Source organism: Paraburkholderia sp. BR10872 (genome assembly GCF_040965835.1).
In the GTDB taxonomy this organism is placed as follows: domain Bacteria; phylum Pseudomonadota; class Gammaproteobacteria; order Burkholderiales; family Burkholderiaceae; genus Paraburkholderia; species Paraburkholderia nodosa_A.
Genome location: NZ_JBFRCN010000030.1, coordinates 40,989 through 55,146, shown reverse-complemented (window position 1 = coordinate 55,146; position 14,158 = coordinate 40,989). Strand labels below are relative to the sequence as shown.

Genomic DNA, 14,158 nt, shown 5'->3' with positions numbered 1-14,158 from the left:
CCTTGCCCTTCGTCATTTCTGCGCGGCTCGAACTGGCGCCGCCGCGTACGTCACCGCGTACGTCACTCAGCAGCCCGTATTCTTCACACGCTCGACTTCGAGGCCGAACCACGGGCGCAGCTTCGTGCCGAGCACATTGCCCGCGAACGCGCACACGAGCCACAGCCAGCCGTGCAGGCTGCCCGAGACGATGCCGCTGAAATACGCGCCGATATTGCAGCCGTAGGCGAGGCGCGCACCATAGCCAAGCAGCAGCCCACCGATCACGGCCGCCACGAGCGAGCGCAGCGGAATGCGCCACACCGGCGCGTAGCGGCCCGCGAGCGAAGCCGCTGCCATTGCACCGAGCACGATGCCGATGTCCATGACCGTGGTGACGTCGTGGCTTGCCGGGGCGGCGAGCGCGGCGGCGTTCGGGCCGGCCATCCAGTACTTCCAGCTCGCCACGTCGATGCCGAGCGTGGCGAAGCCCTTCGCGCCCCACAGCGCGAATGCCGAGGTCACGCCCCAGGGGCGGCCCGAGAGCGCGAGCGTCGCGAAATTCAGGATCGCGAGCGCGACCGCGCCGGCGAGCAGCGGCCACGGGCCATGCAGCCACGGCGAGCTGTGCGGCGCGCGCGGTTCGTTGACGAGGCGGCCGTGGCGGCGCTTTTCTACGAGCACGGTGAGCGCGGCGATGAGCGCAAACACGACGAGGTTGAGCGCGATGGCCGGCGCGGCGCCGAACGCGTTCACGAGCGAGAACGGCTTCAATTGCGGCATCGACGTCCAGAACGGCATGTGCGCCGTGGCGACCACGGAGCCCACGATAAAGGCGATGAGCGTCACGACCATGCGCGTGCTGCCGCCACCCACGGTGTAGAGCGTGCCCGAGGCACAGCCGCCCCCCAGCTGCATGCCGACACCGAACATGAACGCGCCGACGATGACCGATGTGCCCGCGGGCGAAACGAGGCCCGTGACCGGATGGCCGAAGAGCGAACCTGCTGCGAGCGCGGGGAAGAACAGCAGCACGCCGATGGCGAGCATGACCATCTGCGCACGCAGGCCGGCGCCCCGCCCATCGGCGATGAATACGCGCCATGCCGAGGTGAAGCCGAACGCCGCGTGATAGAGCGTCATGCCGAGCAGCGCGCCGACCACGTAGAGCGCCGCCTGACGCCCGCTCACGGTCTGCGCGAGATATACCGCGCCGAGCGCGACGAGCAACAGCGCGATGCCTAGCGGCCTGGGATTGATGGAGTCGAGTCGGCGCGGCGCGCGCGCGAGCGGCGTGGAGAGGTCGGACATGGGAGCGAGGGCAGCCCGGAAAGCCGCCAGGAAAATCAATCGATGAAAGCAAAACGATAGCACGAATCGCAAATCGGTCTGGCCGAGCCCCCGGGCCGGCTTTTCGCGACTCGCGTTGGGCCATGAGACATCGCCACAAACCCCGTCCAGACGGGGCTTTCCCAGACATTGGGACGAACCTGCGCCAAATCCCGCGAAGCCCTGCGCCCATCATGGATTTCCCCTATGCAGCGCCGCGCGCCGTCTGCCGTTAGGCGAGACGAGGTGCGAAGACGCGTGGGCCGCGCAAAGTCGCACTGGCTGGAAGATAAAAAAACGCAACGGAGACCTCATGCTGGGAAACATCACCATTCGCCGTGGGCTAACGCTCGTCATCGGTATCTTCGTCGCGTTTCTGCTGACGGTGATCGGCGTGTCGTATGGCGCGCTCAAGATCACCAACGACAGCCTGCACGACGCCCAGCGCGGCGCGCAGTCGCTCGACGCCCTCAAGAGCAGTTCGGAACGCCTGCTCCAGGTGCGTCTCGCGCTCGGCGGCTACGAGACGCTCTTCAGCGTCGGCAAGGCCACGGACGGCTTGCTCGACAAGGCGCACGAGGTGCTCGTGAATTCGAACAAGGAATTCGCGCGCTACAGCGCCGGCCCGTTCGACGACCCCGAAGAGGCGCGCCTCGCCCAGGCCGTGAGCAGCGCGCGCGAGGCGCTCGTCTCGCAAGCGCTCGAGCCCGAGTACAAGTCGCTCGTCGACAACGATTTCAACACCTTCCGCACGATCCAGGGCGAAACCGCCGACCGCTACTACGGCGCCTACGCGAAGGCGATCGACGCGCTCGAGACCTGGCAGGCCACGCGCCAGCAGCACGACGCCGATACCGCCGCGCAGCGCTTTCGCCTGTCGCTCATCGTGTTCGGCGTGATCGGCGTGGTGGGCGTGGCGATCGGCGTGTTCGCGCGCGTGGGGCTCGCCGCCGCCGTGGTCAAGCCGGTGAACCATGCGATCCGCCATTTCGAGCGCATCGCCGCGGGCGACCTCACGGTGGACGTGCGGGTGCGCTCGAAGAACGAAATGGGCCAGCTGCTGGGCGCGCTGCAGACCATGCGCGACGGCCTCGTGGGCACCGTCTCGCGCGTGCGCGGCAGCACGCACGAAATCACCCAGGGCGCGAAGCAGATCGCGTCGGGCAACGTCGATCTCTCGGATCGCACGGCGCAGCAGGCGGCGGCGCTCGAAGAAACGGCGGCGAGCATCGAGGAGCTTTCGGCGGCGGTGCGCCAGAACACGGACGGCGCGAAGGAAGCGAGCGGGCTCGCCCAGACCGCGCTCGAAACGGTCACGCGCGGCGCCGACGTGGTGGCCCGCGTGAACGCGACGATGAACGACATCACGGCCTCGTCTCAGAAGGTGGAGGAGATCACCGGCATCATCGAGGGCATCGCGTTCCAGACCAACATCCTCGCGCTCAATGCGGCGGTGGAGGCGGCGCGCGCGGGCGAGCAGGGCCGCGGCTTCGCGGTCGTGGCGAGCGAGGTGCGCAGCCTCGCGCAGCGCTCGGGCACGGCGGCCAAGGAGATCAAGGAGCTGATCGCGGCCTCGGCGGCGACCGTCGGCGCGGGCGCGCGCCTCGTGGAAGACGCGCGCCGCACCATGGACGAGGCGCGCAGTGCGGTGGCGCGCGTGAGCGGGATCATGAGCGAGATCGAAACCGCGACGCACGAGCAGAGCGACGGCATCGAACAGGTGAACCGCGCGATTGCGCAGATCGACGAGGTCACGCAGCGTAACGCGGCGCTCGTGGAGGAAGCGGCGGCGGCCGCGCAGTCGCTCGAATCGCAGGCCGATCTGCTGCGCGAGGCCGTAGCGGTGTTCAATCTGGGCGGCGCGGGGCAGGCCGGTACGCGTCCGGCGCAAGCCGCTGCGGCGGACGCGCGCGCGGCCCGCGGGAGTACGCCGGCGCTGGCCTGAGCCAGCCGTGGCGGGTTGTCCTTGCCGTTGCAAGGACAACCTCCGGCCGCTTTAACCTGAGGTTATACCCCGCGCGCAATTCGCAATTGAGTTCCCCATCGTTCCCGGCGAGACTGGCGGCATAGGCAGTCAGGGTTTGGTCGTCAGCGAAAGAGAACAAGGGATCATGCGAGTTTGCGTTTTAGGCGGTGGGGTGATTGGCGTAAGCACGGCATACGCGCTCGCTCGCGATGGGCACGAAGTCACGCTGGTCGAGCGCCATGCCGATGTGGCGCGCGAAACGAGCCACGCCAATGGCGGGCAGCTCAGTTACAGCTACGTCGCGCCGCTCGCGGACCCCTCCGTGCTGCCCAAGCTGCCGCAATGGCTCTTCTCGCGCGACGCCGCACTGCGTTTCGTGCCGCGGCTCGATCCGCACCAATGGCGCTGGTGCGCCGCGTTCCTGCGTGCGTGCACGCGCGCACGCAGTCGCGCGACCACGGCCGAATTGCTCGGCCTCGGCTTTTTGAGCCAGCGACTCATGCACGAGGTGGTCGAGCGCGAAGCGCTGTCATTCGACTACGTGCGCAACGGCAAGCTCGTGGTGTATCGCGACGAGCAAGGGTTTGCGCTTGCGCGCCGCCAGGCGCATTACCAATCGACGCTGGGCTGCGTGCAACACGCGCTCGACGGCGCGGCGTGCGTCGCGCTCGAACCCGCGCTCGCGCATATCGGCGCGGAGATCGTGGGCGGCATTCACACGCCAGGCGAAGAGGCCGCCGACTGCGATCAGTTCACGCGTGGCCTTGCACACGCGGCACAGCGCGACGGCGTCAACCTGCAACTGGCCACCGAGTTTTCCGGACTGCGAACGAAAGGGCTGCGGGTGCTCGCCGCGCAGACCTCGCAGGGCGACATCGAAGCCGACGCTTTCGTGGTGTGCCTGGGTTTCCAGAGCCAGCCGATGCTCGCCTCGCTCGGCGTACACGTGCCCGTGTATCCGCTCAAGGGCTACAGCCTCACGCTCCCCAATGCGAATGCGCAGGGCGCGCCGCGCGTCTCGGTCACGGATGCGCATCACAAGGTCGTCTACGCTCCGCTCGGCGAGCGACTGCGCATTGCAGGCATGGTCGATCTCACAGGCATGAACCCGCACGCCGACGACGCCCGCATCGCGCTGCTCACTCGCCAGGCGCGCGAAACCTTCCCCGACGCGGGCGACTACGACGCCATGCAGACGTGGACCGGCATGCGTCCCGCCACGCCGGACAGCAAGCCGGTGATCGGCGCCACGCACTTTCGCAACCTGTGGCTCAACACGGGGCACGGCGCGCTCGGCTTCACGCTCGCGCTCGGCAGCGCACAGCTGCTCGCCGATCTGCTGGCGGAGCGCGAGTTGCCGATCGACGGCGACGCCTTCGCGCCGGGCCGCTGATCTGGCTCGCTGATTCGCCAACGAGGCGCTACTGCAGCGTCGCGCCTTCCTCGCGCACGACCACGCTCGTGCGTCCGTCGATGCTCACCGGCACTTCGCCGCGCACGGTCGCGCGCCGGACGACGCGGCGCGCGTCGCCGTAGTCGTTGATCGCATAATGTTGCGTGGCGCGGTTGTCCCAGATCGCGACGTCGCCTTCCTGCCAGTTCCAGCGCACCGTGTTTTCGAGCCGCGTGACGTGCTCGTGGAACACCTGCAGCAGATGCGCCGAATCGGACGACGAGAGACCTTTGAGCCGCTGCACGAAGTGGCCGAGCACGAGCGTGCGTTCGCCCGTTTCCGGATGCACGCGCACCACGGGATGTTCGGTTTCGTACACCTTCGACGTGAAGACTTCGCGGTAACGCTTGAGCTGCGCGCTGTCCGCGTTCGTGTGCGTGGACGCGTAGTCGTAGGCGTTGGTGTGGAGCGCCCAGAGCGTATCGGCGAGCGCGCGCAGCGGCTCGGGCAGTTGCGCGTACGCGGTGGCCGTATTGGCCCACACCGTGTCGCCGCCAAATGGCGGAATCACCACGGCGCGCAGGATCGAGACCTTCGGGTAGGCGTCGACGAAGGTGACGTCGGTGTGCCACGAGTTGGCGCGCGCGCCGTGCAGCGAATCGAGTTCCAGCAGGCTGCCGCCTTCCACCGAGGGCACCGTAGGGTGCGCGACCGTTTCGCCGAAGCGCCGCGCGAAGGCTTCCTGCGCGGTATCGTCGAGATGCTGCTGGCCACGGAAGAACAGCACCTTGTGGCGCAGCAGGGCGGCGTTGATCGCGTCGAACGTGGCGCTGTCGAGATCGGCATGAAGACGCACACCGTCGATGCGCGCGCCGATGCGGCCCGCGACCTGATGGAGGTCTAGCGTGGTACTGGCGTGTTGCTGCGTGGAGGAATGCAGATGCGCAGACGGAACGGAAACGGCGGGGCGCTGCGTGTGAACGTCGGACATCGAAAGTCTCCTCGGCTGGACGTGGAACGTCCATTCAAGCAGGCTTGCGCCGTGAGAAGAACTGACGATTTCTGCGAAGCTATGCGAGCGTTAGTGCGCTATGGATAGCTGCGTGTGTGATTAGCGCGCACCAAAAGAAAATGACGCAGACCCGCGAGGGAATGCGTCATTCACAAGATGCTGCAAGGTACAGCTTCTTTACTGCATGTTCGTTGGTAGGCTCGATTGGATTCGAACCAACGACCCCCACCATGTCAAGGTGGTGCTCTAACCAACTGAGCTACGAGCCTGTCGAGGCGCGAATTATAGAGACACTCGCGCGCGCTTGCAAGCGCTTTTCTCGAATCGGGTGAAACGCCGGGTTTTCGGGTGTGCGCCTAAGCGAATTCGCGCGCCAGATTGCGCAGGTTATGCGTGGGATCGGCGAGCGTTTCGCGGGCGACGCGCGCGTGCTTGCCGATCAGCGCTTTGGCGCTGCGCATGTCGCGACCCTGATTCACGGTGATCGCGCCAACCAGCGCGCCTTCGCCGTCGAGGCCGAACAGAACGCAGGGCGGCGCTTGCAGCGAACCACGCGTGAGCCATTCAGGCGCAGTCATGTCGCCCGCGAACTGGATGTTGAGGCCGCATTGATCGGTCCAGAACCAGGCCGCTTCCCAGGCTTCGGGTTCGAGGCCGAGCATCGCGCGCGCGGCGGTTTGCGCCTGACGGTTCGCGTTCTCCCACGTTTCGCGGCGCTGGTGGTGGCCGCTTGCCTCGTCCCACTGGCTGGCGGCGTCGCCGGCTGCGTAGATGTGCGCGTGCGAGGTGCGACACCGCGCGTCGATCACGATGCCGTTGTCGATTTGCAGGCCTGCTTTGTGAGCGAGCATGGTTTCGGGTTCGACGCCGATGCCGTAGATCACCGCGTCGCCGGTAATGCGCGTGCCGCTTTCGAGCGTCAGCACGAGTTCGCCGTTCTCGCGAGTGGCTGACGCGAGCGGCGAGCCCAGATGCAGTGTCACCCCCCGCGCGCGATGCACGTTGCACAGATGCTCGGTGAGCAGCGGCGGAGCGCAACGCGCCATCGCACGCGGCGCCTGTTCGATCACGGTGACTTCCGCGCCGAGATCGACCGCGCTCGAAGCGAGTTCGAGACCGATCACGCCCGCGCCCACCAGCAGCACGCGCTTGCGCGCTTGAAGCACGGGTATAAGGCGTTGCGCGTCCTCCAGCGTGCGCAGCGTGTAGACGTTCTCGCCCAGCGCGTCGAGCATCGGCAAGCGTCGCACGCGCGCGCCCGTGGCGAGCAGCAGTTCGTCGAAGGCGATCGATTCGCCGTTCGCGAGCGTGACGATGCGCGCCTGTGCGTCGAGCGCGGTCACGGCCACGCCGAGCTTCAACTCGATGTTCTGCTCCGCGTAGTAGCCTTCGCTGTGAATCGCACAGCGCGCGGTTTGCGGTTGCAGCAGCACGTCCTTCGAAAGCGGCGGCCGTTCATAAGGCGCGTGCGCTTCCTCGCCGATCAGTACGACGCGGCCCGCATAGCCTTGCTGGCGCAATTCGGCGGCGGCGAGCGCGCCCGCCTGGCCCGCACCGACGATGACGATAGTCGAGACGTTCATGATCTGTTTCCCGTTACAGATGCAGGCCGCCCGCCGCGTGACGGATGCCGCGAATGCCGAGGCCGGCGTCCGCATTGATCATCACGCCGCTCAGCACGCGATTGTTCGCGCGCGAAGCGAGCATCACGTAGGGCCCGGTGAAATCCGCAGGCTGCGGGAAGAACTGCAGCGGCAGGATCCCCGCAATCGCTTCGGGCGAACGCGAATCCATGATGCGCAAGTCCTGCTGGCCGAGCGAAGCGGGGCCGCGCAAATCGCTCGCCATGCCGCAAGGGCCGACGCCGTTCACACGCACCTTGGGCGCGAGTTCGTAGGCCAGCTGGCGGATGATGCCCACGGCCGCATGCTTGCTCGCCGTGTACAGGGGACCGCCGCCGCCCGGATAGAACGAAGAGTTCGAGAGCGTGAAGATCATGCTGCCTTCGCTCGCGATGAGCGCGCGCGCTGCCGCTTTCGCGCCGAGCAGATAGCCCTTCACATTGATCGAGAAAAGCTCTTCGTAACCGCTGTCGAGCTGCGCCGGCGAGAGATCGACGAGGCTCGAAGCATGATCCCAGATCGCTGCGTTGCCGATGAAGATGTCGAGCTTGCCGAACGCTTCGACGGCGGCGCTCACGGCGCGCTCGTTGTCGGCGTACGAGGTCACGTCGCCCTGCACGGCGACGACGTTTTGCGCACTGAAGCGCGCTTGCAGCGCCGCGACTTTCTCTGCCGAACGTTCGAGCACCGCCACGCGCGCGCCTTCGTCGAGAAAGCGTTCGACGAGTGCAAGGCCGAGTCCCGAGCCGCCGCCCGTGATCAGTGCGACTTCGTTATCGAGCCAGCCCATTACGCGGCCTCCGGAACGTCGACGAAAACCGCGCCGTCAACGCACGTGACAGGGAACATCTTGAGCGCTTCGGTCGCAGGCTGGCACAGGGCCGTGCCGGTCTTCAGACAAAAGCGTGCGGCATGCAGCGGACATTCGACGGTGCCGTCGTCTTCGATATAGCCTTCGGACATCGAAGCATTGCCGTGCGAGCAGCGGTCGTTCAGCGCGAAAAGCTCGCCGTTCACCTTGAATACGGCGATCGCGGCGGACGGGCCGTGCACCTTGATCGCTTCGCCATCGGACAACGCGTCGTCCTGGCAGACAAAAATACGGGCCATGATCAGAAAAGCACACTCAGGTTATGGGAAGTGAGCACCGCCTGGTCCAGCGTGATTTCACGGTTGGACACCTGCCAGCCTGGCGCGCCCTCCACGCGGCGCACGCGGTCGATGCGGCGGCCCACGTAGAACGTCTCGTCGCGTTCCTTCTGCGAGCGGTAGAGCGCGTAGTTCACGTGTGCCTCGTATTCGCCGGGCGTTTCGGTGGTGAACGCTCGCAGGTTCGTCACGAGATGGCGGGTGCGCGAAGGCGGTTCTTCCGCCCACGCCATGCCGGTTTCGAGACGCGCCACGCGGCGCTCGAGCTGGAAATGCGTGTCGTTGAAGATCCACGTGGTGGGCGGCTGCACGCCGCGCCGGCGGTCGCGCGTTTGCGCGTTGACGGTCGTGCGCATGGTGTAGCGAATGTCCTTCGCCATGAGATCGAGCCATGCGCGAAAGCGCCAGCCGTCGAGCAGCGCCGCTTCGTCAAAGAGGAATTGCTCGATTTCGTGATGCAGTTCGAGCCCCACGCGCGTGGGCGTGAAAACCGGTTCGGCGACTTCGCTCATTTGAGCACCTCCGCTTCGTAGCGCGCGGTGCGCTCGTTCACTTCGTCCCACGTTTCGGAGATCAGCAGGTCCGCCCAGCGCCGATACATGCCGCGCGCCGCCGTCTCCGAGAAAATGTAGTTCGTCATGCCAGGTATGCCGTCTTCGCGTACGCGCTCGTTGCCGAGGCCCATTTCGAGGCATAGCTTCGTTTTGCGCGCGCGGCTGCCGCGCAGCACCTTCTGCACTTCGGCCCAGTTTTCCGAGTCGTCCTGTTCGAGAAAGCCTGCGGGCCCGAACGCGCGCGTCGCGCTGCGCTCGAAGGCGGCCTTGACTTCATCGGACGCTGCCTTGTCGGCAATACAGAACGCCCACACTTCCACCTGGTTCGGCCCGCGCGGGTGCCAGACGCGCAGCGTGGCCGTGCCGTTGAGCCACGAAAGCGTCGGGAACATGTTGTTGTGGCCCGCCAGACGCATCGCGCGCACCTTGCCCAGGCGCGCTTCGGCTTCGGCATAGGTGTCGCGGAAGTACTCCGAGACTTCGCCGTCCACCCACACGTTCGCGTCGGGCTGCTCGGTGAAGAAGAAGCCGCTACCATGGCCCGCCTGGCCATACTGCAGCGCGTCTTTCGCGGTCTCCCACACGGGGCGCGCCGTTTGACCCGCGCCCAGCGCCTTGTCGGCCGCGCCTTCCTTCGCGCCGAGCACTTCAATGGCGGACGCGTGTGTGAAGAGCGCGTGATACTGATCGCTCGCAAACTGCTCGGCCGGGAATTTCCAGTTGCAGTCGATCACCCACTTGTGCACGCCGCCCACGATTTCGGTCCCGCCTTCGCGTCGGTCGAGCACGCCGTCGAGATACCAGGCGATGTCGCCCATATAGGTTTCGAGGTCGGGCGCGTTCGCGTCCCAGTTGCCGAACACGAGGCCCTTGTACACGGCCACGCGCGTGACTTCCTGCAAGCCCCATTGCTCCTTGCACAGGCCCTGCGGATAGGCGCGCGTTTCGAGCGGCACGTCGATGAGCGCGCCGTCCACGCCGTACGACCAGCCGTGATACGGACACGTGAACGCGCGCGTGTTGCCGCAATCGGCGTGGCTCACGCGCATCGAGCGATGGCGGCACTGATTGAGGAAGGCCTTGATCGAGCCGTCCTTCTGGCGCACCACGACGATGGGGTCTTCGCCCATGTAGGTATTGAAAAAGTCGCCGGCTTTCGGTATTTGACTGACGTGGGCGAGAAAGAGCCAACAGCGGCCGAAAATACGCTCGAGTTCGAGCGCATAAATGTCGGGGTCGGTATAGATCGACGACGTGACGCGGCCATTTTGCGCGTCGACGAGTGCATCGATGTCGATGATTGCGGACATGCGAGTCTCCTCCGTGGCAGCATTCTCCTTTTGGCGGAGAACGCAGACGGATGATCGTTGCTCGCTTTGCCGATGTGAAATATTTTGTTTGTTGCCACTAAGACTTCAAAACGATAAATCGAGCATGGAACTGAGACACCTGCGCTACTTCATTGCCGTTGCCGACGAGCTGAGCTTCACGCGCGCGGCGCAGCGCCTGCATACGGCGCAGCCATCGCTGAGCCAGCAGATCCGCAATCTGGAAGACGAAGTGGGCACGCCGCTCTTCGAGCGCACGCGCCGCAAGGTGGAATTGACGGACGCGGGCAAGGTGTTTCTCGCCGAGGCGCGTCTCGTGGTGGCGCAGGCCGACCGGGCAGTGGCGCGTGCACGCCAGGTGGGGCAGGGGCGCGACGGTGACGATCGGTTTCGTGCCCGCCGCGGAGATCCGGGTTTTCCCGGTGATTTTGCCGCGTTTGCGATTGCGCTTTCCCGAGGTCAATGTCGAGTTGCGCAGCCTGCCGACGGCCGAGCAGGAAGACGCGCTGCTGCGCGGCGATATCGACGTGGCGTTCATGCGGCGGCCCGTTTTGTCGCCTGAATTGCGCAGCGAAGTCGTGCTCACCGAGCCGCTCGTGGTGGTGCTGCCGAGCGGCCATCCGCTCGCGAAGCAAGCGCGCATCGCACCGGCGCAGCTGAGCGGCGAGCCGTTCATCAGCACGCATCCGCAGTTCTCGGGGCAGGTGCACAGCGTGGTCGAGGCGTATTGCGAGGCGCACGGAATCGAGCGCAAGGTGGCTCAGGTCGCGACCAATATTCTGCTCAATCTGAATCTCGTGGGGATGGGGCTAGGCTATGCGCTCCTGCCCGCGTATGTCTCGTCGCTCACGAGCAGCGCGATCTGCACGCGCCCGCTGGAAGGCGAGCCGCCCACCATTGACTTGCTGATGGTGTCGCGCAAGGAACCGCATGCCGCGGAGCTCGAAGCGTTGTTCGAACTCGTGCGCGAGAACGAAGCTTAACGCTTCGTGTGGTCCTCCTGCGCCTCCAGTGCCGTCACCATTTCCTGCGCGGCGCGCTGCAACTCGGGCACGAAGCGGCGCACGGCCTCTGCCGGATTGATGGCCTGCTCCAGGTAGATCACGTTCAGGCTCGCGAGCACGCGCCCATGCGCCTCGATGGCCGTTGCGAGCGCACCGATCTTGCGCTGGTCGGCCCAGTCGCCGTGGTTCGAGCCGAAGCCGTCGGCGCGCGTCTGGCGCACGAGATTGCGGATATAGGCCGCGTCGCCGGCGAGTTTTTGCTGCTGCTCGCCGCCCGCCCCCGCGCGCAATAGTTCGAGAATGTCCTCGCGCTCGGCCTCGGGACACATCGCAAAGTACACGCGGCCAGCCGCCGTGAGCAGGATCGGCAGACGGCGGCCCACCATCGCGCGGTGAAACGAAAGCGGGCTGAAGCGGTGCGTGGTCTCGCGGATCACCATGGAGTCGCCGTCGGGCGTCGTGAGATCCGATGGCCACACGGTGCGCTGGAGCATTTGCGCCATGATCGGCGGCGCGATGGTCGCGATCAGCTCGTCGTCGGTGAAGCCTTCGCTCAGGCCGCGCACGTTCATCGTCAGACGAAAGCTGTCGTCGGAAGCGCTGCGGCGCACGAACTTTTCCTCTACCAGGGTTTCCAGCAGGCGCCTCACCGTCGTGCGATGCAGGCCCGTTGCCTCGCTCAACTGCTGGCTCGTGGCGCGCCCGTTCTCCATGGCGTTGAGCGCCTGGAGGACCTGCAGGCCGCGCGCCAGTCCCCGCACGTTTGCATACTTCGTCATCAAAAACGCCTTAAAAATCAAGTGCGTGCATTCTATGCACATTTCTCTAAAAATGTTGAGCGCGCATCGGGCGGAACCTAGACTCGCTTCCATTCACCACACTGTGACAAAACGTCCACCCGGGTGATCCGTTTTCAGGCACCACCTGTCAGCATCCGCAGCGGCTCCATAAGCCGCGCGAGAAGGAGACACATGAACACCCCCCTCGCCCAGGAGGCGGATACCGTCCGCCCTCGCCAGATTGCCACCGACGTCGCCATCATCGGCGCGGGTCCGGTCGGCCTCATGATCGCCAATATTCTCGGCCTGCAAGGCGTGCGTGTCACGCTCGTCGAGAAGCTCGACCAGATCATCGACTACCCGCGCGCCATTGGTCTGGATGACGAAGCATTGCGCGTGTTCCAGTCCATCGGTCTTGCCGATGCGCTGCTGCCGCATACCACGCCCGACCACTGGATGCGCTTCGTCACGAAAGACGGCCATTGCTTCGCCTCGATCGAGCCGCGCACCGACGAATTCGGCTGGCCGCGCCGCAACGCGTTCATTCAGCCGCTCGCCGATCGCGTGCTGTATGAAGGGCTCGCGCGCTTCGAGCACGTGGATGTGTTGTTCGGCCACACGGTCAACGCATTCGAGCAGGACACGCAGGGCGTGACGATCGACGTGAGCGACGCGAACGGCGAGCGCCGCACGATCCGCGCAGCGTACCTGGTGGGCGCGGACGGCGGCAACAGCTTCGTGCGTCGCGCGCTGAACGTGCCTTTCGAAGGCCGGACGAAGCCGAATCAATGGATCGTGGTGGACGTGCGCAACGACCCCATCGGCTCGCCGCATATCTATATGCATTGCGATCATCAGCGCCCGTATGTGTCGGCTGCGCTGCCGCACGGCATTCGCCGCTTCGAATTCATGGTGATGCCGGGCGAGACGGAAGAAGAACTCTCGAAGCCCGAGAACATGGCCGCGCTGATCCGCAAGGTGGTGGCGGACCCCGACAAGGTCGACTACATCCGCAAGCGTGTGTACACGCACAACGCGCGTCTCGCCGAAACGTTCCGCGTGGACCGCGTGCTGCTCGCGGGCGACGCGGCGCACATCATGCCGGTGTGGCAGGGCCAAGGTTACAACAGCGGCATTCGCGACGCGAACAACCTGGGCTGGAAGCTCGCGATGGTCGCGAAGGGCCAGGCTGATGGGCGCCTGCTCGACAGCTATACGGTGGAGCGTCGCGCCCACGCGCGCTCGATGATCCACCTCTCCGAAGTGGCGGGCGATATCTTCGCCCCCACCACGCGCTTTGGCGCGCGCTTTCGCGACACGTTCGTGCGCTACATGAATGTGTTCCCTTCGGTGAAGCGTTACTTCGTGGAAATGCGCTTCAAGCCGATGCCGCGCTACGAAGCGGGCATCGTGCTGCTGCCGCCGCCGCAAAAGACGGGCGGCTGGTTCGCCAGCCTGCTGGAGCGCTCGGGCAACTCGGCGCCGGGCCGCCTGCTCGGCCTGATGAGTCAGAAGCGCGACTCGCTGATCGGCCGCCTCGCGTATGGCCGCGATCCGCTCGCGGCGTCGCCCGTGGGCCGCATGTTCATCCAGCCGCGCGTGCGTCTTGCCGATGGCCGCGTGGTGCGCCTCGACGACGCGATCGGCAACGGCTTCGCCGTGCTGGCCTGGGGCGCGGACCCGACCTTCGGCCTCACGCCGCAAGCCCGCGCATTGTGGGAGCGCCTGGGCGCCCGCTTCATCTTCGCGAAGCCCGACGTGCAGCTCGAATACGCCGACGACGTGCCCGAGGGCGTGCTCGCGCTCGGCGACGTGCAGGGCCGCCTGAAAGAGTGGTTCAGCCGTCTGCCCGAATCCGTCGTGCTGCTGCGCCCGGACCGCTTCGTCGCGGGTGTGTGCACACCGCAGCAGGTCTCGGACGCGATCGTCGAACTCGCGGGCAAGCTCGGCATGGCCGAAGCCGCCTTGCATGGGGCGAGCGCCGCTGCCCCGCAAAACCGTCCCGTGCGCGGCGTGGCCGTTGCGCGCACAGCAGGAGCATGA

The 14,158-nt window shown here is 66.1% G+C and carries 12 protein-coding genes, 1 tRNA gene and 1 pseudogene; 5 read left to right on the top strand and 9 right to left on the bottom strand.

Annotated features, from left to right (window positions below; translation table 11 throughout):
- Window positions 1–66: 66 nt before the first annotated feature.
- Window positions 67–1,290: a YeeE/YedE family protein gene (locus AB4Y43_RS22700; protein ID WP_368728847.1), complete on the bottom strand. Its 1,224-nt coding sequence runs from the start codon at window positions 1,288–1,290 to the stop codon at window positions 67–69.
- 331 nt (window positions 1,291–1,621) lie between these two features.
- Here AB4Y43_RS22700 and AB4Y43_RS22695 point away from each other — a divergent pair, with 331 nt between their 5' ends.
- Both AB4Y43_RS22695 and AB4Y43_RS22690 read left to right on the top strand, forming a co-directional pair.
- Window positions 1,622–3,253: a methyl-accepting chemotaxis protein gene (locus tag AB4Y43_RS22695; RefSeq protein ID WP_368682409.1), complete on the top strand. Its 1,632-nt coding sequence runs from the start codon at window positions 1,622–1,624 to the stop codon at window positions 3,251–3,253.
- A 166-nt stretch (window positions 3,254–3,419) separates the two neighbouring features.
- The gene (locus tag AB4Y43_RS22690) at window positions 3,420–4,667 is read left to right on the top strand and encodes a D-amino acid dehydrogenase (protein ID WP_368728846.1); all 1,248 of its coding nucleotides are present in this window, start codon (window positions 3,420–3,422) and stop codon (window positions 4,665–4,667) included.
- A gap of 28 nt (window positions 4,668–4,695) precedes the next feature.
- Here the strand turns inward: AB4Y43_RS22690 and AB4Y43_RS22685 are convergent, their stop codons facing one another.
- The 7 genes from AB4Y43_RS22685 to hcaE form a co-directional block, all read right to left on the bottom strand.
- The gene (locus tag AB4Y43_RS22685) at window positions 4,696–5,658 is read right to left on the bottom strand and encodes a TauD/TfdA dioxygenase family protein (RefSeq protein WP_368604981.1); all 963 of its coding nucleotides are present in this window, start codon (window positions 5,656–5,658) and stop codon (window positions 4,696–4,698) included.
- A 213-nt stretch (window positions 5,659–5,871) separates the two neighbouring features.
- Window positions 5,872–5,948: transfer RNA gene (locus AB4Y43_RS22680), tRNA-Val, on the bottom strand.
- An 87-nt stretch (window positions 5,949–6,035) separates the two neighbouring features.
- Window positions 6,036–7,262 (bottom strand): 3-phenylpropionate/cinnamic acid dioxygenase ferredoxin--NAD(+) reductase subunit, encoded by a 1,227-nt coding sequence (gene hcaD, locus AB4Y43_RS22675; protein WP_368728845.1) that lies wholly within the window; start codon window positions 7,260–7,262, stop codon window positions 6,036–6,038.
- Between the two features lie 13 nt (window positions 7,263–7,275).
- On the bottom strand, window positions 7,276–8,091 hold the full coding sequence (hcaB, locus tag AB4Y43_RS22670; RefSeq protein ID WP_368728844.1) for a 3-phenylpropionate-dihydrodiol/cinnamic acid-dihydrodiol dehydrogenase: 816 nt from the start codon (window positions 8,089–8,091) through the stop codon (window positions 7,276–7,278).
- Complete coding sequence (hcaC, locus tag AB4Y43_RS22665; RefSeq protein WP_368728843.1) at window positions 8,091–8,411, bottom strand: 3-phenylpropionate/cinnamic acid dioxygenase ferredoxin subunit; 321 nt, start codon at window positions 8,409–8,411, stop codon at window positions 8,091–8,093. Before hcaC ends, hcaB begins: the two co-directional genes overlap by 1 nt.
- A 2-nt stretch (window positions 8,412–8,413) precedes the next feature.
- On the bottom strand, window positions 8,414–8,962 hold the full coding sequence (hcaF, locus tag AB4Y43_RS22660) for a 3-phenylpropionate/cinnamic acid dioxygenase subunit beta (protein ID WP_342946900.1): 549 nt from the start codon (window positions 8,960–8,962) through the stop codon (window positions 8,414–8,416).
- Window positions 8,959–10,314: a 3-phenylpropionate/cinnamic acid dioxygenase subunit alpha gene (hcaE, locus tag AB4Y43_RS22655; RefSeq protein WP_368728842.1), complete on the bottom strand. Its 1,356-nt coding sequence runs from the start codon at window positions 10,312–10,314 to the stop codon at window positions 8,959–8,961. Before hcaE ends, hcaF begins: the two co-directional genes overlap by 4 nt.
- On the opposite strand from hcaE, the pseudogene AB4Y43_RS22650 reads away from it, so the two are divergent.
- Window positions 10,295–10,564: pseudogene (locus tag AB4Y43_RS22650) on the top strand (LysR family transcriptional regulator); the annotation flags it as partial. The gene hcaE and the pseudogene AB4Y43_RS22650 sit on opposite strands and share 20 nt — an antisense overlap.
- A gap of 115 nt (window positions 10,565–10,679) precedes the next feature.
- The gene (locus AB4Y43_RS22645; protein ID WP_368728841.1) at window positions 10,680–11,315 is read left to right on the top strand and encodes a LysR substrate-binding domain-containing protein; all 636 of its coding nucleotides are present in this window, start codon (window positions 10,680–10,682) and stop codon (window positions 11,313–11,315) included.
- On the opposite strand, the gene AB4Y43_RS22640 is transcribed toward AB4Y43_RS22645, so the two are convergent.
- Window positions 11,312–12,115 carry a DNA-binding transcriptional regulator gene (locus AB4Y43_RS22640; protein ID WP_069261472.1) on the bottom strand — a complete coding sequence of 268 codons (804 nt, stop codon included), beginning with the start codon at window positions 12,113–12,115 and terminating at the stop codon, window positions 11,312–11,314. The genes AB4Y43_RS22645 and AB4Y43_RS22640 overlap by 4 nt on opposite strands.
- 192 nt (window positions 12,116–12,307) lie before the next feature.
- On the opposite strand from AB4Y43_RS22640, the gene AB4Y43_RS22635 reads away from it, so the two are divergent.
- The gene (locus tag AB4Y43_RS22635; RefSeq protein ID WP_368682402.1) at window positions 12,308–14,158 is read left to right on the top strand and encodes a bifunctional 3-(3-hydroxy-phenyl)propionate/3-hydroxycinnamic acid hydroxylase; all 1,851 of its coding nucleotides are present in this window, start codon (window positions 12,308–12,310) and stop codon (window positions 14,156–14,158) included.

Bases quoted from the DNA above. Each gene is read 5' to 3' on its own strand.
- hcaF (WP_342946900.1), bottom strand. From the start codon at position 8,962: ATGAGCGAAGTCGCCGAACCGGTTTTCACGCCCACGCGCGTGGGGCTC.
- AB4Y43_RS22690 (WP_368728846.1), top strand. From the start codon at position 3,420: ATGCGAGTTTGCGTTTTAGGCGGTGGGGTGATTGGCGTAAGCACGGCA.
- AB4Y43_RS22685 (WP_368604981.1), bottom strand. From the start codon at position 5,658: ATGTCCGACGTTCACACGCAGCGCCCCGCCGTTTCCGTTCCGTCTGCG.
- AB4Y43_RS22635 (WP_368682402.1), top strand. From the start codon at position 12,308: ATGAACACCCCCCTCGCCCAGGAGGCGGATACCGTCCGCCCTCGCCAG.
- hcaC (WP_368728843.1), bottom strand. From the start codon at position 8,411: ATGGCCCGTATTTTTGTCTGCCAGGACGACGCGTTGTCCGATGGCGAA.
- AB4Y43_RS22695 (WP_368682409.1), top strand. From the start codon at position 1,622: ATGCTGGGAAACATCACCATTCGCCGTGGGCTAACGCTCGTCATCGGT.
- hcaB (WP_368728844.1), bottom strand. From the start codon at position 8,091: ATGGGCTGGCTCGATAACGAAGTCGCACTGATCACGGGCGGCGGCTCG.
- AB4Y43_RS22640 (WP_069261472.1), bottom strand. From the start codon at position 12,115: ATGACGAAGTATGCAAACGTGCGGGGACTGGCGCGCGGCCTGCAGGTC.
- AB4Y43_RS22700 (WP_368728847.1), bottom strand. From the start codon at position 1,290: ATGTCCGACCTCTCCACGCCGCTCGCGCGCGCGCCGCGCCGACTCGAC.
- hcaE (WP_368728842.1), bottom strand. From the start codon at position 10,314: ATGTCCGCAATCATCGACATCGATGCACTCGTCGACGCGCAAAATGGC.
- hcaD (WP_368728845.1), bottom strand. From the start codon at position 7,262: ATGAACGTCTCGACTATCGTCATCGTCGGTGCGGGCCAGGCGGGCGCG.